Source organism: Leucobacter sp. WKLB1 (assembly GCF_059696215.1).
The window spans coordinates 1,651,906-1,669,252 of sequence record NZ_AP046115.1; the positions used below are offsets into that span (position 1 = coordinate 1,651,906).

At 66.6% G+C, this 17,347-nt stretch carries 21 protein-coding genes; 10 read left to right on the top strand and 11 right to left on the bottom strand.

The genetic code is table 11. The annotated features are described in order from the left end of the window. Nucleotides 1-22 precede the first annotated feature (22 nt). A complete protein-coding gene (locus tag ACZF5Y_RS07465; RefSeq protein WP_497535160.1) occupies nucleotides 23-646 on the bottom strand; it encodes a phosphoribosylanthranilate isomerase in 624 nt (207 codons plus the stop codon). 169 nt (nucleotides 647-815) lie between these two features. Here ACZF5Y_RS07465 and chrA point away from each other — a divergent pair, with 169 nt between their 5' ends. The 4 genes from chrA (at nucleotide 816) to ACZF5Y_RS07485 (ending at nucleotide 3,903) form a co-directional block, all read left to right on the top strand. Next, a complete protein-coding gene (gene chrA / locus ACZF5Y_RS07470) occupies nucleotides 816-2,348 on the top strand; it encodes a chromate efflux transporter (protein ID WP_497535161.1) in 1,533 nt (510 codons plus the stop codon). After that, nucleotides 2,345-2,584 carry a hypothetical protein gene (locus ACZF5Y_RS07475; RefSeq protein ID WP_497535162.1) on the top strand — a complete coding sequence of 80 codons (240 nt, stop codon included), beginning with the start codon at nucleotides 2,345-2,347 and terminating at the stop codon, nucleotides 2,582-2,584. The genes chrA and ACZF5Y_RS07475 overlap by 4 nt, the downstream gene beginning before the upstream one ends. A gap of 367 nt (nucleotides 2,585-2,951) precedes the next feature. Further along, nucleotides 2,952-3,362, top strand: coding sequence for a hypothetical protein (locus ACZF5Y_RS07480; RefSeq protein WP_497535163.1), 411 nt, complete (start codon nucleotides 2,952-2,954; stop codon nucleotides 3,360-3,362). 31 nt (nucleotides 3,363-3,393) lie between these two features. Continuing rightward, nucleotides 3,394-3,903, top strand: coding sequence for an FCD domain-containing protein (locus tag ACZF5Y_RS07485; protein ID WP_497535164.1), 510 nt, complete (start codon nucleotides 3,394-3,396; stop codon nucleotides 3,901-3,903). Here ACZF5Y_RS07485 and ACZF5Y_RS07490 read toward each other — a convergent pair. The 3 genes from ACZF5Y_RS07490 to ACZF5Y_RS07500 are packed head-to-tail and all read right to left on the bottom strand — an operon-like array spanning nucleotide 3,889 to nucleotide 6,487. Beyond that, nucleotides 3,889-4,716, bottom strand: coding sequence for a phosphatase PAP2 family protein (locus tag ACZF5Y_RS07490; protein WP_497535165.1), 828 nt, complete (start codon nucleotides 4,714-4,716; stop codon nucleotides 3,889-3,891). The two genes, ACZF5Y_RS07485 and ACZF5Y_RS07490, sit on opposite strands and share 15 nt — an antisense overlap. Beyond that, the gene (locus ACZF5Y_RS07495) at nucleotides 4,713-5,558 is read right to left on the bottom strand and encodes a TrmH family RNA methyltransferase (protein ID WP_497535166.1); all 846 of its coding nucleotides are present in this window, start codon (nucleotides 5,556-5,558) and stop codon (nucleotides 4,713-4,715) included. Before ACZF5Y_RS07495 ends, ACZF5Y_RS07490 begins: the two co-directional genes overlap by 4 nt. Then, a complete protein-coding gene (locus ACZF5Y_RS07500; RefSeq protein WP_497535167.1) occupies nucleotides 5,555-6,487 on the bottom strand; it encodes an alpha/beta fold hydrolase in 933 nt (310 codons plus the stop codon). Before ACZF5Y_RS07500 ends, ACZF5Y_RS07495 begins: the two co-directional genes overlap by 4 nt. 107 nt (nucleotides 6,488-6,594) lie before the next feature. On the opposite strand from ACZF5Y_RS07500, the gene ACZF5Y_RS07505 reads away from it, so the two are divergent. After that, nucleotides 6,595-7,293 (top strand): exonuclease domain-containing protein, encoded by a 699-nt coding sequence (locus ACZF5Y_RS07505; protein WP_497535168.1) that lies wholly within the window; start codon nucleotides 6,595-6,597, stop codon nucleotides 7,291-7,293. 91 nt (nucleotides 7,294-7,384) lie between these two features. On the opposite strand, the gene ACZF5Y_RS07510 is transcribed toward ACZF5Y_RS07505, so the two are convergent. Continuing rightward, nucleotides 7,385-7,633, bottom strand: a complete 249-nt coding sequence (locus tag ACZF5Y_RS07510; RefSeq protein WP_497535169.1) for a type B 50S ribosomal protein L31 — start codon at nucleotides 7,631-7,633, stop codon at nucleotides 7,385-7,387. Nucleotides 7,634-7,763: 130 nt separating this feature from the next. Then, nucleotides 7,764-8,561: an ABC transporter ATP-binding protein gene (locus ACZF5Y_RS07515; protein ID WP_053353013.1), complete on the bottom strand. Its 798-nt coding sequence runs from the start codon at nucleotides 8,559-8,561 to the stop codon at nucleotides 7,764-7,766. Between the two features lie 24 nt (nucleotides 8,562-8,585). Between ACZF5Y_RS07515 and serB the strand changes: the two genes are divergently transcribed. Beyond that, a complete protein-coding gene (serB, locus tag ACZF5Y_RS07520; protein ID WP_497535170.1) occupies nucleotides 8,586-9,236 on the top strand; it encodes a phosphoserine phosphatase SerB in 651 nt (216 codons plus the stop codon). A 4-nt stretch (nucleotides 9,237-9,240) separates the two neighbouring features. Here the strand turns inward: serB and ACZF5Y_RS07525 are convergent, their stop codons facing one another. Both ACZF5Y_RS07525 and fabG read right to left on the bottom strand, forming a co-directional pair. After that, on the bottom strand, nucleotides 9,241-10,050 hold the full coding sequence (locus ACZF5Y_RS07525; RefSeq protein WP_497535171.1) for an isocitrate lyase/PEP mutase family protein: 810 nt from the start codon (nucleotides 10,048-10,050) through the stop codon (nucleotides 9,241-9,243). A 119-nt stretch (nucleotides 10,051-10,169) separates the two neighbouring features. Beyond that, complete coding sequence (fabG, locus tag ACZF5Y_RS07530; protein ID WP_497535172.1) at nucleotides 10,170-10,880, bottom strand: 3-oxoacyl-ACP reductase FabG; 711 nt, start codon at nucleotides 10,878-10,880, stop codon at nucleotides 10,170-10,172. A gap of 127 nt (nucleotides 10,881-11,007) precedes the next feature. Between fabG and ACZF5Y_RS07535 the strand changes: the two genes are divergently transcribed. Genes ACZF5Y_RS07535 through ACZF5Y_RS07550 form a run of 4 tightly spaced genes read left to right on the top strand, consistent with a single transcriptional unit; the run spans nucleotide 11,008 to nucleotide 13,459 of the window. Then, complete coding sequence (locus tag ACZF5Y_RS07535; RefSeq protein ID WP_497535173.1) at nucleotides 11,008-11,403, top strand: DUF3099 domain-containing protein; 396 nt, start codon at nucleotides 11,008-11,010, stop codon at nucleotides 11,401-11,403. After that, nucleotides 11,400-11,645, top strand: coding sequence for a hypothetical protein (locus tag ACZF5Y_RS07540; protein ID WP_497535174.1), 246 nt, complete (start codon nucleotides 11,400-11,402; stop codon nucleotides 11,643-11,645). The genes ACZF5Y_RS07535 and ACZF5Y_RS07540 overlap by 4 nt, the downstream gene beginning before the upstream one ends. Next, nucleotides 11,638-12,543 (top strand): SURF1 family cytochrome oxidase biogenesis protein, encoded by a 906-nt coding sequence (locus ACZF5Y_RS07545; RefSeq protein WP_497535175.1) that lies wholly within the window; start codon nucleotides 11,638-11,640, stop codon nucleotides 12,541-12,543. The genes ACZF5Y_RS07540 and ACZF5Y_RS07545 overlap by 8 nt, the downstream gene beginning before the upstream one ends. Continuing rightward, a complete protein-coding gene (locus tag ACZF5Y_RS07550; protein WP_497535176.1) occupies nucleotides 12,536-13,459 on the top strand; it encodes a cutinase family protein in 924 nt (307 codons plus the stop codon). Before ACZF5Y_RS07545 ends, ACZF5Y_RS07550 begins: the two co-directional genes overlap by 8 nt. A 43-nt stretch (nucleotides 13,460-13,502) precedes the next feature. On the opposite strand, the gene ACZF5Y_RS07555 is transcribed toward ACZF5Y_RS07550, so the two are convergent. The 3 genes from ACZF5Y_RS07555 to gnd all read right to left on the bottom strand — a co-directional run bounded on the left by ACZF5Y_RS07555 (nucleotide 13,503) and on the right by gnd (nucleotide 17,340). Then, entirely contained in the window at nucleotides 13,503-15,101 is a 1,599-nt protein-coding gene (locus ACZF5Y_RS07555; protein ID WP_497535177.1) for an ABC-F family ATP-binding cassette domain-containing protein, read from the bottom strand. A 73-nt stretch (nucleotides 15,102-15,174) separates the two neighbouring features. After that, nucleotides 15,175-15,891 carry a 6-phosphogluconolactonase gene (gene pgl / locus ACZF5Y_RS07560; RefSeq protein WP_497535178.1) on the bottom strand — a complete coding sequence of 239 codons (717 nt, stop codon included), beginning with the start codon at nucleotides 15,889-15,891 and terminating at the stop codon, nucleotides 15,175-15,177. 12 nt (nucleotides 15,892-15,903) lie between these two features. After that, complete coding sequence (gnd, locus tag ACZF5Y_RS07565; protein ID WP_497535179.1) at nucleotides 15,904-17,340, bottom strand: NADP-dependent phosphogluconate dehydrogenase; 1,437 nt, start codon at nucleotides 17,338-17,340, stop codon at nucleotides 15,904-15,906. Between the last annotated feature and the right edge of the window lie 7 nt (nucleotides 17,341-17,347).

The following is a 17,347-nucleotide window of genomic DNA, read 5'->3' on the forward strand; positions in this document are numbered from 1 at the left end:
GTCGGTGCAGGGTAAAGCGCGCTCAGCCGTGCGCGGCGGCGATGAAACGGGCGATGCGATCCGGGTCTTTGACCCCGCGGCTCGACTCCACGCCGCTCGAAACATCGACTCCACCCGGCCGTGCCGAGACGATGGCTTCGGCAACGTTCTCGGGAGAGAGGCCCCCAGCCAGCAGCCAGGAGTCGCCAATGCGTTCGCGCAGTTCGCCACGGACGCCGAGCGGTGCGACATTCCAGGAGGATCCCGAGCCGGGTACGGTCCCATCCAGCAGCAGGCGCTCCTCGCCGAACTCGCTGGCGCGGAGCTGCGGGGCGTCGGCGAGCGACGTCGCACGCCAAACTCGCGGAATGATCTCTTGGGCCACGGTGACGTCGCGCGCGGTGTATGCACCGTGGAGCTGCAGCACGTCGAACCCGAGGTCCGCTGCGATACGAGCGGCTTCGTCGGCGGGCAACGTGTTCACGACCAGTACCGTGTCGATGTCGGCGCGAACAGCTCGCGCGGAAGTCAATACGCCACGCGCCTCGTCAGTGCTGACGTGGCGCGGGCTCGCGGGACTCATGACGACCCCGACCGCGTCGGCGCCGAGGTCAGCGGCGAGGGCGGCATGCTGCGGTTCGCGCAGTCCGCAAATTTTTACGTACATCCGGTGTCCCTCGTTCGGCACTGGCCCCGCACTCGTGATACCGGGCTTCTTCGACACTTCAGCGTAGCCCGATCGCTCCGGTTCATGTCGGAGCGGGGTGCCGGAGAGCGCATATGAATTCCTTGTAAATGCAATACACGAGCGCCACTTCGGCCCCTAGGATCGGCTCGTGCGCGCGATCTGGGAAGTGTTCATCGTGTGCCTGTGCCTCGGGTGCACCTCATTCGGCGGGCCCATCGCGCATCTCGGGTACTTCCGCACTGAGTTCGTGGTCCGTCGCCGTTGGGTCACCGATCTCGCTTACGCGGAGTGTGTGGCGCTGTGCCAGGTACTGCCCGGGCCCACCTCGAGCCAGGTGGGATTCGCGGTCGGTCATTATCGCGCCGGCGTCGCTGGAGGAGTCGCGGCCTGGATCGGCTTTACGTTGCCATCCGCACTGCTGCTCGGTGCGTTGGCCGTGGGGGTGACGACGTCGAACGGCGACCTCAGCGATCCGAATCTCGAACGCGCACGAGAGGGGGCGATTCGCGGGGTGCTCGCGGTCGCGGTCGCGGTCGTCGCGCTTGCCGTGCGCGGCATGGCGGTCGCGCTCGTGACGGATCTGGCTCGCGCGCTGATCGCGATCCTGTGCGGCACGCTCGTGCTCGTCTGGGGTGGCCTCGGGGCATCCCTCGGCGCGGTGGTCGTCGGTGCCGCCGTCGGTCTCGTCTGGATCCGGGGGAGTACCGATGCGTCCGAAGCGGTGCCGGGACCGCCGCTCGCAGAGACTCCTCGATGTGCGGCGGGCGCGGCGATCGCACTGGTCGTGTTGCTCGGAACGCTCCCGCTGCTCACAGTGCTGACGCGCGACCCGACGGTGCAGTTGCTCGACGCGATCACGCGGGCGGGTGCCGCGGTGTTCGGAGGCGGGCACGTGGTGCTGGCGATGCTGCACAGCGAACCCGCTGTGGGGCGGGGCATCGCTGAGGATCACCTGCTCCTCGGCTACGGCGCGGCGCAAGCAGTGCCGGGGCCAATGTTCACCCTCGCGACATACCTGGGCATGATGTTCGAACCCGATGCCGCGTGGGGTGCGCGCATTGCGTTCGCGGGCATTGCGACCATCGCGATATTCCTTCCCGGAATGCTTCTCGTCACCGCGGTGGCACCCGCGTGGGCTCTGATGCTGCGCTCGTCGCGCACCCGCGGTGCGCTGGGCGGTATCAACGCTGCGGTCGTCGGAGTACTGCGGCCGCGTGGTTCGATCCGGTGCTCGTGCACGGTGTCGACGGTCTTCAGTCAGTCATCTTGGTGGGCGCGTCATTGGCCGCGCTGCACGCGCGCGTGCCGCCCTGGGGAGTGGTGCTCGGCGGGGCGCTCAGCGGCGCGCTCGGGTGGCTGGGGTAAGTCGAGGCGGGAAGCAGGAGAGGAGCGATGGCGCCCGACTACGATGACACCATGGTCGGTGATGCCTTTCCACCCGTGCTCGGATTTACCTGGTTGGATCGTGACGCTGAGTACCCAGCAGTATTCGGGGGCGTACACGAGAACGCCTGGGAAGGTCGCGTCGTCGGTACGCTCTGGGCTGGCGAACACCTCGTCGTCGAAGTCGTCAACGACCGGACCATGCGCATTGTCGACGCCGGCACCGGGGAGTGGCACCACCTCAATCGCAATCGCGATGCTGCGGAAGTCTGTCTCGCCGCGTTCAGTCGGTATATGAACTCCGGCGCGCCGACGACGGCTCCCACCATGATGACGGCGGAACAGGCCGCGGCGAAACTTGCCGCCTTTCGAGCGGGAGCCGTTGTGCCCGCGCCGCCGGTTGCCGCTCCGGCAACGCACGATGAGCGTCTTGCGGTTTTCCGGGCGGCTCTGGGCACGGCCGACCCTGCGGCACTCGACGATTCGTGCTGGTGGTCTGGTCCACTGGAGGAGGCTGCAGGCGAACTGCTCTGAGCTCATTATCTGCTGTGCGCTCAACAGGTGCAGAGCGGTGTGAGTATCGCTCTGGGCCGGCTTCATTCACTTAAGCTGACATAATATAGATTATCGTGCAGATCGCGAATTGCGTAAATCGCCTGCTCGCGCGTTCGTGTCGCGCCGATCGCTCGATGGCCGTCACGCCCCGCATTTGCCCTTGGGTTGCCGAATTCAAGGACCTCGCGACTGACTGACCGGCTCCTGCTGCACGGGTCGCGAGGTGCGCAATATTCGCTGGCCAGTCGGTTGGTCTTCACGATGACTTGCGTCAGTCTGTAGCCAACGTGGGTACGATCCACTAGAATCTAAAATATAAAGTACGAGTCAGTGAAAGGGTGCAAGAATGTCGGTGCTGCTGCGCAGCCGAACGGATGTGCTCGAAGTCCGCGAGAACACGATGAGCTCGTGGTCTCGCGTATCGGTCGACGAACTGTTGCGTGATTCTGCCGCGCTCTGTGGAGAGATTTCGGTAATTGACTCGAATGAGATCTCGAACAACGTCATGAGGCTCGCGATGCGAATCGTCGAGCTCAGTTTGTTCGGCAGTGCCCTCGCTCGAGCCGCGGAAGACCTGCTGCAACTCGCCGCTGATGAGCTACCGGTGCGCAAATGGCCAGCTGATGCGGCGCGTCAGGCGGCCGATGGCGCGCGACTCCTGCGTGTCGCCCTCGGTGCGCGCGACGAGGCGCTCGCGGTGTGCGCCCTGCGACACCTTGGTGCTGGTTTTCCCGAATCAGCACGCACCCAAATGTGAATTGTGAGCCCCACCGGAAGGAACCTGCTCCATGCCTGCACAACGCGCGCGACGCGCGGTCACGACCCATTACGACCGCCGCAACGCGGAGGACGCCATTCAGACGCTCGGCGTCGTGCTCGGCGGTGTCATGCGTATCGTGACCCCGAAGCTCGACGTCGACGGTGAGCTCCACGTACTCGAGATCATCGAGCGCGCCTGTATTGCTGCGGAGGAACAAGATGCCGCAGCGCATACCACTGTCGCGCTTGAATTCTACGAATGGCTCATCGAACGGTGTCCGAACGCGACGATCTCGGAGCTCGCGGCGACGACACTCGCCCAGATGCGCATCCGGTACGGTCGCAAGCTCGAAGAGCGCACGCCGAACTGGCAACTGCTGTTGCACGGATGGTCGGGCATGCGCACGGCGCTCCTCACCGGCGATCCGATCGCAGCCGAGCTCGCATTCGAAGACATGCACCGACTCCCCCTGGCGAACCGGGCGTGGGAGCCTGCGACCTGGCGCGACGCTGCAGAGGTGCCGTCAAGCGCCCACTGAGTCCGCGCTCACAAGCGCTGAGACGCGCCCCGTGGCCATATGCAGCATCGAGCGCATGGCAAGTGCGGCAGCGGCGACTCCCCCGAACTCCCCGGCGCTCAGCATCAAGGTGGGGTTACTCGTTGCAGCCGCGATCGCGGCGAGGAGCAGCGCTCCCCCGACGATGATCCAACCGACAAGGGCGAGCCCGACTGATACCGTTGCGCCGAGTACCACAGCACCGCGGGATGCGGCGGGACGAACCAGGGCGGCCAGCGAGAACGCGATGACGGCGAGCGCGACTCCCCCGTACACGTCGCTGGGGCGATGCCAGCCATAGGCGAGCAACTGCCAGCCGACTGCTGCAACGAGTGCGGCGCCGGCAAGCGCGACGAAACCTCTGGCAGCTGCAGGGACGGCCCAGACCAGGGCCGCGGTGAGTGCGGCGAACACCGTCATGTGTCCGCTCGGAAACGTGTTCGCCGCGTCGAGCTCGAAGAGTTCTGGTCGCGTGAGGAGACGGAGCTTCAGGAGTTGCGACGCGACAATCGCGGCTGCAGGAATGACGGTCACCGCGATCGCCCGAGCGAAGCCATGTGAGATCCAGGCAATGACACCGACGATGATCAGTGCAATCGCGACGGTCGGAATGGAGACGAGATTCAGCGGCGGCGGCGGATCGGTGGTGAATTGCGCCGCATCGAGCACGCTGTCTTCTGCGCGCTGTCCGAGCGCATTGCGCACTCCGAGGACATATGAGGCGATGCCGACGGCAGACCAGAAGATGAGGAACCAGAGGGCTCTACGGCGGCCGCTCACGCGGATCCCGGTCACCGAGACGCGCCGAGTTCTCGCCGGGGCGCTCGCTGATCCGCGGTGCGCACGGCCCACAGTGCCAATGCTGCGGCAGTAGACACATTCAGCGAATCGACGCCGTGCTCCATCGGAATGACCACCGATCGTGTGGACGCCGCCAGAGCGCGTCTGCTGAGCCCCGCGCCTTCGGCGCCGAACATGAGGGCCAGGCGGTGCGGGAGCGCGTCGGCGTAGTCGGCGAGATCTTCGGCGTCGTCTCGCAGCGCGAAGGCGGTCAGCTCGAACCCGGCATCGCGAATCAGCGGGCCGGCCTCGCGCCACTCGGGCAGACGCGCCCACGGCACCTGCAGCACGGCGCCCATGCTGACGCGGACAGCCCGACGATACAGCGGGTCGGCGCATGCCGGGGTGAGGAGTACGGCATCGGCACCGAGTGCCGCAACGGATCGGAAGATCGCTCCGACGTTCGTATGGTCTGCGAGGTCTTCGAGCACCACGATGCGACGGGCCTGCTGTAGCAGCTCTCCGGGGTCGAGCGGAGCGGGACGATGCATCGACGCCAGGGCGCCGCGGTGCAAATGGAACCCGGTGAGCGCGGCGAGCTGATCGGTCTTCCCCACGTACACCGGAACATCTGAGAAGCCCGCAAGCAGAGGCTCGACCTTCGGCACCCACTCCTCGAGCAGCAGCACGGACCGCGGGCGGTGGCCCGCGCGTAGGGCGCGCTCGATGACCTTGGGCGACTCCGCCAGGTAGAGGCCTTCTTCGGGCTCCCGCACGCGGCGCAGCGCGACGTCGGTGAGCTGCGTATAGTCCGCGAGCTCGGGCGCCGAGAGATCGTCGATTCGTGTCAGCTTCACGCGGTGCACTCCCCCGTGTGGTGATGGACGGCCGCCAGTTCAGTAGCTGGTCGACCAGTGGATCGAACGAGCGGAGCGAGAAAATCGACGATTGCACCTGATGCGTCTGCGACGGCTTCGTAGTGCACGAGATGCCCGACGCCCGGCACAATATGGAGTCTCGCGTCGCGCAGGCGCCGTCGCAGCTCCAGCTGTTTGGCGAGTGGCGTGATGTCGTCGCGGTCGCCCGCGATCAGCAGGGTCGGCATCGAGAGTGCGGCTTCGGCCTCGGCGACGGTGTGCGAGACCGACGCGCGGAACGCCTGGAGCAGGGTGGCCGAGTCCGCGAATGCACTGAAGTACTGCGCGTGCTGGCCATGGATCCACTGGCGCAGATCGCGATCTCCAGTTTTCGCCATCACCTCGCTCATCACGCGCACGATCAGTGGATTGCCGAGCAACTGCCGCGCAGCACGCTCCGGCAGCAGATCGGCGGCCCGGTAGTACCCGATCGCGAGTTGGGTGAGCGCGGCTTGCGGCCCCTCGAGTGCCGGCGCGGAAATCGGGTTGATGAGGATCAGCCGTCGCGGCGAGAGACCCGCGCGGACTGCAGCAGAGACCACCAGGGTGCCGAACGAATGGCCGAGCACATCGGCGCCATCGGGAGCGACGGCAGTGACAAACACCGACAGCCACTCCCCGTAGAGGTCGATGTCGTGAGCTCGCTCGGGAACCGGTGGAGTCTCGCCAAAGCCGGGCAGATCTGGGACGATCACACGCAGCTCAGGGCGCAGCTCGACGATGCGTGCGGCGATGCCGGCGAGACCGTGATGATCACCGCGGAACCCGTGCACGAGCACTAGGGTTGCGCCTGCGTCAGCACCGTATCGCCACGCGCGCGTCTGTGTGCCGAGCGTGGGAACGACGAAGTCGGTCGGGTCGGAAATCACAGGGAAATTCTATCGGTGGCCGCCGACAAACATCCTGATGCGGCACGCGTAGCCTCCGCACTCGATAGCATCGACGGAGACGATCTTCCGCCGTCGAAAGGACTGATGTGACCGCAACGCTTCCGCTCTGGGCGACCGACCTCGCCGTCTTTGATACGGAGACGACCGGCATCGACACCGACGAGGCCCGCATCGTGAGCGCGACGGTCGCCCTGCTCAGCGAAGGCGGTGACGTCAAGGAGCGCTACGACTGGCTACTCGACCCGGGCGTGGAGATTCCCGCTGCCGCGGTGCAGGTGCACGGCATCAGCACCGAGATCGCGCGCACGAGCGGCATCGAGGCGTCGGTCGGTGTGCGACAGATCGTCGAGCAGCTGCTCGAAATGATCGAGCGAGGTTTTCCGGTGGTGGCGTACAACGCCCCCTTCGACCTGTCCCTGCTCTCCGCCGAAGCCGCACGGCACGGTGTGCTGCTCCCCCGCCAGCTCGCACCCGTGATCGACCCCCTCGTGCTCGATAAGCAGTTCGACCGGTACCGCAAAGGCAAGCGCACTCTCGAGGCCGTTGCCGGACATTACGGCGTGGTCATCGGCAATGCGCACGACGCCGGTGACGATGCGATCGCGGCCGGCCGCGTGCTGCAGCACATCGCGACGAAGTACGCGGACGTGATTCCGGGCGAACTCGACGAACTCCACCAGGCTCAGGTCGGGTGGGCTGCTGCCCAGGCCGCCAGTTTCCAGGACTACATGCGGCGAGTGCGCGACCCCAGCTTCGTCGCCGATGGGCGGTGGCCGCTCCGCTGAGCGCACTCTTGCTCCTCGCCTGCAACGTGGGGGGACGACGAAGGGCGGGCGATCCTGATCGGATCGCCCGCCCTTCGCGCGGAACTGCGACTTAGGCGCCGAAGCCCCTGAAGCGCTGGTTGAACTTCTCGACGCGGCCGGCCGAGTCCATGATGCGCTGCTTGCCCGTGTAGAACGGGTGCGATGCGCTCGAGATTTCAACATCGATGACGGGGTAGGTCTCGCCGTCGAGTTCGATGGTCTTCTCGCTGGTCAGCGTGGAGCGGGTGAGGAAGGTCTCGCCCGACGCGAGGTCGCGGAACACGATCGCGTTGTACTCGGGGTGGATTTCGGTCTTCATGGGAGTTCCTTAGTGTTTGCCTGGGGGTGAGCGTGTAGCAGCACGCTCTGAGGACTTGGGATCGGCGGATTCACCGCACCAACGTTCTACTTTAGCAGACTCGATCTGTAGCCGGTGCGCTCACACGCGATCACGCCTGCGGGGCGGGGCGCGCGATCGCCGAGTAGCGTCCGTTGTGCACTGACAGGTCGAACGGCAGCCCGAACGTCGCTTCGAGCGCGTCGGCGGTCAGGGTCTCGGCGATGGGGCCGGCGGCTTGGATCGTGCCGTTGCGCAGCAGCAGCACGTGCGTGAAGCCCGGCGGCACCTCCTCGACGTGATGCGTGACCATGATCATTGCCGGTGACGCCGGCGATGCCGCGAAACCGGAGAGCATCTGGAGCAGGCGTTCGCGAGCGCCCAGGTCGAGGCTGGCGCTCGGCTCGTCGAGCAGCAGCAGCTCGGGGTCGGTCATGACCGCGCGGGCGATCAGAGCGCGTTTGCGTTCGCCATCGCTGAGCGTGCCGAAGGCGTGATCCGCGAACTGTGCGAGGTCCCACTCGGCGAGAATGCGATCGGCCTGACGCACATCGATGCTGTCGTACTGCTCATTCCAGCGGCCCTCGACCGAATACGCCGCGGTGAGCACCACATCGCGCACGAGTTCCGAGGCCGGGATGCGACGGGCGGAAGCCGACGAGACGAAGCCGATGCGGTTGCGCAGTTCGAAGACGTCGACCTTGCCGAGTCGCTCATCGAGCACTTCCACGCTGCCGCTCGTCGGAAAGTCGTTCGCTGTGGCGAGCTTCATGAGCGAGGTCTTGCCGGCTCCGTTCGGGCCGAGGATCACCCACCGCTCGGAGTCGTCAACCGACCAGGTGATCCCGTCGAGGATCGGCCGGCGGTCGCGCACAAAGCTGACATCGGTGAGGCGGAGCACATTGACCATGGCCCTCACCCTATCCTGGGAACCATGACTTCTCTCGGCGCCACACGCCCCCTGGTCGTGCTCGATTGCGACTCCACCACGATCCAGGACGAGGTGATCGAGCTGCTCGCAGATGCGGCGGGCAGTCGCGCCGAAGTCGCCGAGGTGACCGAACGCGCGATGCGCGGAGAACTCGACTTCGCCGAGAGCCTCACGGCGCGCGTGGCGACGCTCGCCGGTACGCCGGAGACGGTCTTTGAGGACGCCTACCGACGCGTTCGGACGACCCCGGGCATCACGGAGTTGATCACTGCGGTGCACGATCGGGGCGGCCGCGTCGGCGTGGTCTCCGGGGGCTTCCATGAGGTGCTCGACCCGCTCGCGCGCGACTTACGGCTCGACGCCTGGCGTGCGAATCGTCTGGAGGTCGTGGACGGCGTGCTCACCGGTCGCACCGTCGGGCCGATCATCGACGCAGCCGCGAAGGCCGCCGCCCTGCGCGAGTGGGCGCAGGCGGAGAGTATTCCGCTGAGCGCGACGATCGCCATCGGGGACGGCGCAAATGACCTTGATATGATGGCGATCGCGGCGATCGGGGTGGCGTTCAACGGAAAGCCGGTCGTGCGCGAGCGCGCCGACGTGTCGATCGATGACGATCTGTCGCTCGCGATCCCGTTGCTCGACCGGCTCTCGTGAACACCTAGAGGTTGTTGAGAATCTCGGTATCGCTCGGGATCACCCCGTTGTCGAGCAGCGAAACACCCAGGTGTTTGAGCGCCGTCAGCGCCACATTCTGCGGCATCGGACCGTACGAGACCCGTGCGACGCCGAGCGCCTCGTACTCTGCGGCGGTCAGTGCCCCGGGCAGCCCGATCACACTCACCTTGCGCTCACCGATGCCCTCCACGAGCGCGCGGGTGTCGTCGGCGTCCAGCACGCCCGGCACGAAGATCGCGGTCGCGCCGGCGTCGAGATAGGCTCGGCCTCGCTCGATCGCGTCGGCGATCGATTCGGCGCGCGGCCGGTCGCCACCGCGTACCAGCGCGTCTGTGCGGGCGTTGAGCACGAATGAGACCTCTTCGCGCTCACCGGCCTGCACCGCCGCGCGCATGATCGCGACCGATTCGTCGAGCGGGCGCAGCCGGTCTTCGATGTTGGCGCCCGAGGCGCCGGCGCCGATCGCGCGTCGTACCGTCTCCCCTGCGTCGGCGAATCCACCGTCGAGGTCGGCCGTGACGGGCAGATCGGTCACCGCGGCGATACGTGCGATTGCGGCAATCATGGAGTCAAGCGGAATCTGCTCTCCGTCTGCATAGCCATGGCTCGCAGCGATGCCGTGCCCCGCGGTCGCAATCGCGCGTGTGCCGGGCAGGTCTGCGACGACGCGGGCGCTCGCTGCGTCCCAGACGTTCACGACACGCAGCACCTCGGGTGCGGCGTAGAGATCGGCGAGGGTCTGGGCGTCGACTGCGACGCGAGTGGCGGTACGGGGCTGCTCTGGAGTGCTCATGCGCTCAGGCTAGTGCGAGCATCGAACCCCGCGAAAGGGGGGAGGCGCACAGGAACGCCGTCGACCGCTCGCTCTGCGCGAACAGGCGACGGTGTTCCTTCGGAGAACGCGGCAGAGTGTCAGTGGCCCATGCCGAGGCCGCCGTCAACCGGGATGACCGCGCCCGAAATGTAGCCGCCGTCGTCACCGGCGAGGAAGGCCGCGGCTCCCGCAATCTCGGCCACCTGGCCGAAGCGCGCAGCGGGGATCGAGGAAAGGTACTGCTGCTGCTGGGCTTCAGGAAGCGCAGCCGTCATATCGGTCTCGATGAACCCCGGGGCGATGACGTTCGCCGTGATGCCGCGCGAACCGAGCTCCCGCGTCAGGGAACGGGCGAAGCCGACGAGCGCGGCTTTCGACGAGGAGTAGTTGATCTGACCCGGGCTTCCGTAGAGACCAACGACGCTCGAGATCAGGATGACACGACCGAAACGCCCCTTCAGTAGACCCTTCGCGGCGCGCTTGACGACGCGGAAGGTGCCGGTGAGGTTCGTATCGATGACGCTCGTGAACTCCTCTTCGGTCATGCGCAACAGCAGCGTGTCCTTCGTGATACCGGCATTCGCCACCACGACTTCAACGGGCCCGAGCTTCGCCTCGATCTCAGTGAATGCGACATCGATCGATGCGGCATCGGTCATCTCCGCACGCACGGTGATCGACCCCTCCGGACCCTCGCCCGAACGCGACGTGATCGCGACGCGGTGGCCCTCGGCGATCATGCGCTCGGCGATGGCGTAGCCGATGCCGCGATTCCCTCCGGTGACGAGGACAGTGCGCGAAATGGTCATGGGGTTCCTTCCTTACGGACAACTGCGCACCAGCCTACCGACGCGCAACACGGTGGACGCGCATGCGCGTTGTCGGGCTTGGATACAGTCGGACGGCGTAGGCTAGACGGGTACGGAGAAGGGGCGCATGGCGAAGAGTTACGACGTGACGTCGGCCGGGGTGAACCCGGTCGAGGATCGCGCGCACCGCATGCGCATGTATTTCATCGCCATGAGTCTGCGCGTGGTCTGCGTGGTGTCGCTCTTCTGGGTGCGCGGGTGGTGGGTACTCCTCGCCGCTGCCGGAGCGATCATCCTCCCGTGGTTCGCGGTACTCGTGGGCAACGCGGTGGCCCACGGCGGTGAGCAGACGCCCGATGCGCCCGACCCGCTGGAACTCACTGCGACCGAGCCGGGGCCGGTCGCACCGCCGAGTGCGGCATCAGAGGTCATCGTGATCGATGTTGATCCCGAGCGCCGGAGCGCACCAGCGACCGGAGCAGCGGCCGAAACCGATCCGACCGACACCGAGGAGGCTCCGTGAGCGGCGTCGTCACTCCGACGCTGACCCTTGGGGGTACGCCGGAGCATCGATTCATGTGCTCGCGGGCGGGTTGTCGGGATGCCGCGGAATTCGCGATCCTCTGGCGCAACCCGAAGATCCACACGCCCGAACGCCGCAAGACCTGGCTCGCGTGCACTGAGCACCGCCAGGTGCTGCACGATTTCCTGGAAGCTCGCGGCTTCCCGCTTGAGGTACGAACGGTGGAAGAACTTGATGACTGATCTGCGCGCGTCCGTTGACGATGCGGCGGGGCCTGAACGTGTGCCGACACACGTGGGGTGGAGCTTCTTGCGGTCCGGTCGATGGGCAGGATATGTCGCGATGCTCCTCATCTTCTCGATCGCGTGCGTGCTGCTCGGCAACTGGCAGTTCGCTCGCCGCGCCGAAGCGCGCGCTGAGATCGATCGGATCGACAACAACTATGACGCGGTACCAGTCGCTCTCACGGAAGAGTTGCCCGACCCCGCGCATTTCGATGAGGATCGCCAGAAGTGGCGCACGGTCACCGTGACAGGCGAGTACGTCGGCGATCCCTATCTCGCGCGCAATCGACCCGGGCCGCAGGGTGTCGGGTCAGACCTGATCCAGCCGCTGCGCACCGACGACGGGCCGCTGTTCTTCGTGGACCGTGGATGGGTGCCCGTCGATGGCGCGGCCGCGGAGCACGTGGACGATGCCGACCTCCCCACTCCCCCGTCCGGGAGCGTGACCGTCGAGGTGCGCCTGCGCGCTTCGGAGCCCGCGATTGCGAACCGCACGACCGCTGGTCGCGCCGTCGCCAGTATCGAGCTGCCCGAACTCGCGACGCTCGCCGGCGCTTCGGACGAGTCGTATACCGGGGCGTACGGCATGCTCGTCGGCGAGTCGCCAACGGCTGATCACGGCGTGCTCCCCGCGAAACCCGAGCGCGACGAGGGCCCCCATCTGTCGTACGCGGTGCAGTGGTACATCTTCATCATCATCGCCGCGATCGGCGTCGTCTATGCGGCTCGTCGGGAGTATCGCACCTTCAACGCCGGCAGCGATGAAGTCGCCGCGCAGGATCGGCGAGAGGCCGAACGCAAGCGGCGTCGCGGGCCGAGTGACGCCGATATCGAGGACGCGCTGCTCGATGGGTGATGCTTTCCCGCGCCGGGGCTCGCGACTGACGGCGATCTCCGCACTCGCGGTCGTGCTCGGCAGCGTCCTACTGCTCTCCGCCTGCGCGGCACCGGTCGATCCCGTCGAGGCGCGCGAGTCGCTATCGGACGTCACCCAAGATCCGGCGCCTCCCGAGGCGGCTGATGCGTACAGTGCCGAGCTGCACCCGGATCCAGTCGTGGATGCCGGACCGTGCGAGCCCTATTTGCTGATCACGGCGCGCGGAACCGGCGAACCCAGTTCCGGACAGCTCGTCACCGGCATGACGCGGAAGATCTCGAAGGCGCGCGCCGGCGATGTTCGTGTACTCGACGTCGACTACCCGGCAGACAGTGATGTCAAGGAGGGCGGCACAATCGGTGCGCGGACCCTGGTCGATATTCTGAATGTGCAGTCGGAGGCCTGCCCTGATCAGCGATTCGTGCTGCTCGGGTATTCGCAGGGCGCACTTGTCATCGGCGACGCCCTCGCCTCCCCCGAGGACCGGATGGTCGGCGAGACCGTCGGCACCGTCGATGAGGGCGCGATGGACCGCGTGCTCGCGGTCGTGCTGTTCGGCGATCCGCGCTTCGACGGAGCGGCTGAGTATAACGTCGGAAGCTTCGATGCGTCGCTCAACGGGCTCCTCCCGAGACCCGAAGACGCGCTCGATGCCGTCGCCGACCGAGTGCGCGACTACTGCGTCGCCGGTGACTTCATCTGCCAGAGCAGCCTCGACTTCGACGAGAAGCCGCATATCGCGTATTACTCGAACGGCATGCCGTCCGAGGGCGCCGAATTTGTGCTGGCTCGAATCGAAGCGGCAGAGAAGTCGGTGACCAACGACAACACGTCACGGACTCCCCCGTCGCCGAGCGTCGCGCCGACTCCGACATCGCCCGAGGCCGACGGCTGAGCTGCCGCGCGCCATCCGCGGTGCACGCAGTTGCGGCGTCTGCTCAGGCGAGCTCGATGAGCTCCAGGTACTCCTTCGACCAGTGATCCTCGGTTGCTTCGGGCATGATGAGCACGCGCTCCGGGTTGAGCGCTTCGACCGCTCCCGGGTCGTGCGATACGAGCACCACTGCACCGGAGAAGTGCGCGAGCGCATCGAGTACTTCCTCGCGGCTGGCTGGGTCGAGGTTGTTCGTGGGTTCGTCGAGCAGCAGCACATTCGCGCTCGAGACGACGAGCATGGCGAGCGCGAGGCGCGTCTTTTCACCGCCCGACAGCACGCCGGCGGGCTTGTGGACGTCGTCGCCCGTGAACAAGAAGGAGCCGAGCACGCGTCGCGCTTCGGTCTCGGTGAGGTGCTGCGACACCGAGACCATGTTGTGGAGCACGCTCGCCTTGACGTCGAGCGTCTCGTGCTCCTGCGCGTAATACCCGACCTTCAGGCCGTGACCGGCGATGAGTTCGCCAGTATCGGGCTCGTCGACGCCGGCGAGCATGCGGAGCAGCGTCGTTTTGCCGGCGCCGTTCAACCCCAGCACTACGACCTTCGACCCGCGATCGATTGCGAGGTCGACACCAGCGAAAATCTCGAGCGACCCGTACGACTTCGAGAGCCCCTCGGCCATGAGCGGGGTCTTGCCGCAGGGTGACGGGTCCGGGAAACGGAGCTTTGCGACGCGTTCGACTTGGCGCTCGTCTTCGAGGCTCGCCAGCATCTTGTCGGCTCGCGCGACCATCTGGTGCGCTGCAGCCGCCTTTGACGCCTTCGCGCCGAAGCGCGCTGCCTGATCTTTCAGCACCGACGCCTTCTTCTCGATATTGGAACGCTCCTTGCGACGGCGCTCCTCATCGGCGGCGCGCTGCCGCAGATACAGCTTCCAGTTCATGTTGTAGATATCGATGACCTGGCGGTTCGCGTCGAGATAGAAGACGCGGTTCACGGTTTCGCCGACGAGATCGATGTCGTGGCTGATGACGATGACCCCGGCCTTCGAGTTCTTGAGGAACTCCCGCAGCCAGACGATCGAGTCGGCATCGAGGTGGTTGGTCGGTTCGTCGAGAATCATCGTGTCGGCATCCGAGAACAGAATGCGCGCCAGCTCGATGCGACGACGCTGGCCGCCCGACAACGTCTTCAGCGGCTGATCGAGGATGCGATCCGGCAGACCGAGGTTGTTCGAGATCGAGGCGGCCTCGGATTCGGCGGCGTACCCCCCCAGAGCCTGGAAACGATCGGTGAGGTTGCCGAAGCGCTTCATCGCTTTCTCCGCGACGGCGGGGTCATCTGAGCCCATGTCTTCGGTCGCCTTCGCGATGTTCTGCTGCAGCGTGCCGAGCCCGCGCGCATCGAGTATGCGATGGCGGGCGATCTGCTCGGGGTCGCCGGTGCGCGGATCCTGCGGCAGGAACCCGAGCTCGCCGGTTACCGTGATCTTGCCCTCCGCAGGCTGCAGCTCTCCGGAGAGCGTGCGCGTCAGCGTCGTCTTGCCGGCACCATTACGCCCCACGAGCCCGATCTTGTCGCCAGGATTCACGCGGAAGGTCACCTCCGACATGAGGCGTCGTGCACCGACGTCGATGGCGAGGTCTTCGACCGAAATCATGCTGTGGGGCTCCCAGATACACCGTCCGTGCGTCTGCACGGCAACCGCAACAGTCTAGTGGACGGTGCTGAGATCACACCCCAGCGAGAGCGGCCTCGTCGGCCCAGAGCACAGTGTCGGTACGCCCGACGAGCCGAGCGGCGGGCAGCACGGGCTCAGCCGCAGTGACCACCTGCGAAACGGCATCGGCCTTGCCCGCACCGGCCGCAATGAGCCACATGTGCTCCGCTCGATTGAGCGCGGAGAGTGCAAGCGTGACTCTCTCGGGAGGCGGCTTAGGTGAATTCCGGATCGCCAAAGCACTCGGAGTGTCGGCGGCGACCGCATCGATCTCCGGGCGGCCTGGGAAGAGCGAGGCGACGTGGCCGTCCTCCCCCACGCCGTTGAGTGCGAGATCGATGCGATCGATGCCGGCGACGATCGCGGCGTAGGCGGTTGCGGCGTCATCGAGCGTCAGCCCCGACTCTGCGCCCGCCACTCGGTGCACGAGCGCCGAGTCGGTCACGACGTGCTGCAGCAATGCGCGGTCGGCGAGCAGGTCGTTGCGATCCTCGTGCCCCGCAGGCACCCACCGTTCGTCGCCCCACAGCAAGCGCACGCGCGACCACTCCACGCGATCGCGGTCGGCGTGTGCGCCGAGAGCCTCGAGCACCCGTGCGCCCCCGGTGCCACCGGTGAGCACGACGCAGGGAATCTCCCCCTGCGCTTGGCGGCCGGCGAGCAATTCGATGGCGGACGCTGCCGCATCGGCTGCGAGGCTCGCCAGGTCAGTGCGTGACTCGATGCGCATGATGCAGCCGAACTACGCGCTGATCTCGGTGCGGTCGCCCGACCACAGCGTGTGGAAGCTGCCGTCGCGATCCGTACGACGATAGGTGTGCGCGCCGAAAAAGTCGCGCTGCCCTTGAATGAGCGCCGCGGGCAGGCGCTCTGCGCGCAGCCCGTCGTAGTACGCCAGCGACGAGGAGAAGGCGGGCGCAGGAATCCCGGTCTGCGTCGCATGCACCACGACCCGTCGCCACGCTTCCTGCCCGCGGGTCAGCGCCTCAGCGAAGTAGGGCGCGCTCATCAGGAGCGGCAGGCCGGCCTCCGCGTGATAGGCATCGGCGATGCGATTCAAGAACTGTGCGCGGATGATGCACCCTGCGCGCCAGATCCGCGAAATGGCTCCGAGGTCAATCGTCCAGTTGTGCTCCGCCGCCCCCGCGCGAATCTCGTCGAATCCCTGCGAATACGCGACGATCTTCGACGCGTAGAGCGCCTGTCGCACATCTTCGATGAAGGCGGCCTCATCGGCGACCGCGACTCCCGCGGCGGGGCCGGGCAGAGCCGACGCGGCGGCGCGCTGCTCCGGGTGCGACGACAGCGAGCGGGCGAACGTCGCCTCGGCGATTCCGGAAACCGGCACCCCGAGCGCGAGCGCGGTCTGCACCGTCCACGCCCCCGTGCCCTTCGCACCGGCCTGGTCGAGAATCACGTCGACCAGCGGCTCCCCCGTCGCGGCATCGATCTGACGCAGCACCTCGGCAGTGATCTCGATCAGGTACGACTCGAGCTCGCCCTGATTCCACTCAGCGAAGATGTCTGCGATCTCTGCCGGGGACTTGCCGGTGCCGCGGCGGATCAGGTCGTACGCTTCCGCGATGAGCTGCATATCGGCGTACTCGATACCGTTGTGCACCATTTTCACGAAGTGCCCCGCGCCGTCGTGCCCGACGTGCGTGACGCACGGTTCGCCCTCGGCGACCGCCGCGATCGACTTCAGGATCGGCCCCAGCGTCTGCCACGCTTCGTCGGAGCCGCCCGGCATGATGCTCGGACCGTTCAGCGCGCCCTCTTCACCACCGGAGATGCCGGCACCGACGAAGTTGATACCGGTCTCGCGCACCGCGCGCTCGCGACGAATCGTATCGGGGAAGAACGCGTTGCCGCCATCGACGATGATGTCGCCCGGCTCGAACACCTCGACCAGGGCATCAATCGTCGCGTCGGTCGCGGCACCGGCCTGCACCATGATGATCGCGGTGCGGGGGCGCGACAGCGACGCCGCGAACTCCGCATAATCGTAAGCCGGCACGAATCCGGCCTCAGGATGCTCCGAGATCAGCGTCTGGGTACGTTCCGGGCTGCGGTTGAGCACCGCGACGGTGTTGCCCTCGCGGCTCGCGAGGTTGCGTGCGAGATTCGCACCCATCACGGCGAGGCCGACGACCCCAATGTTCGCTGCGCTGTCAGTCACGCTCGCT

Bases quoted from the DNA above. Each gene is read 5' to 3' on its own strand.
- ACZF5Y_RS07465 (WP_497535160.1), bottom strand. From the start codon at position 646: ATGTACGTAAAAATTTGCGGACTGCGCGAACCGCAGCATGCCGCCCTC.
- ACZF5Y_RS07475 (WP_497535162.1), top strand. From the start codon at position 2,345: ATGAACTCCGGCGCGCCGACGACGGCTCCCACCATGATGACGGCGGAA.
- ACZF5Y_RS07480 (WP_497535163.1), top strand. From the start codon at position 2,952: ATGTCGGTGCTGCTGCGCAGCCGAACGGATGTGCTCGAAGTCCGCGAG.
- ACZF5Y_RS07485 (WP_497535164.1), top strand. From the start codon at position 3,394: ATGCCTGCACAACGCGCGCGACGCGCGGTCACGACCCATTACGACCGC.
- ACZF5Y_RS07510 (WP_497535169.1), bottom strand. From the start codon at position 7,633: ATGAAGACCGAAATCCACCCCGAGTACAACGCGATCGTGTTCCGCGAC.
- ACZF5Y_RS07515 (WP_053353013.1), bottom strand. From the start codon at position 8,561: ATGGTCAATGTGCTCCGCCTCACCGATGTCAGCTTTGTGCGCGACCGC.
- serB (WP_497535170.1), top strand. From the start codon at position 8,586: ATGACTTCTCTCGGCGCCACACGCCCCCTGGTCGTGCTCGATTGCGAC.
- ACZF5Y_RS07525 (WP_497535171.1), bottom strand. From the start codon at position 10,050: ATGAGCACTCCAGAGCAGCCCCGTACCGCCACTCGCGTCGCAGTCGAC.
- fabG (WP_497535172.1), bottom strand. From the start codon at position 10,880: ATGACCATTTCGCGCACTGTCCTCGTCACCGGAGGGAATCGCGGCATC.
- ACZF5Y_RS07535 (WP_497535173.1), top strand. From the start codon at position 11,008: ATGGCGAAGAGTTACGACGTGACGTCGGCCGGGGTGAACCCGGTCGAG.
- ACZF5Y_RS07545 (WP_497535175.1), top strand. From the start codon at position 11,638: ATGACTGATCTGCGCGCGTCCGTTGACGATGCGGCGGGGCCTGAACGT.
- ACZF5Y_RS07550 (WP_497535176.1), top strand. From the start codon at position 12,536: ATGGGTGATGCTTTCCCGCGCCGGGGCTCGCGACTGACGGCGATCTCC.
- ACZF5Y_RS07555 (WP_497535177.1), bottom strand. From the start codon at position 15,101: ATGATTTCGGTCGAAGACCTCGCCATCGACGTCGGTGCACGACGCCTC.
- pgl (WP_497535178.1), bottom strand. From the start codon at position 15,891: ATGCGCATCGAGTCACGCACTGACCTGGCGAGCCTCGCAGCCGATGCG.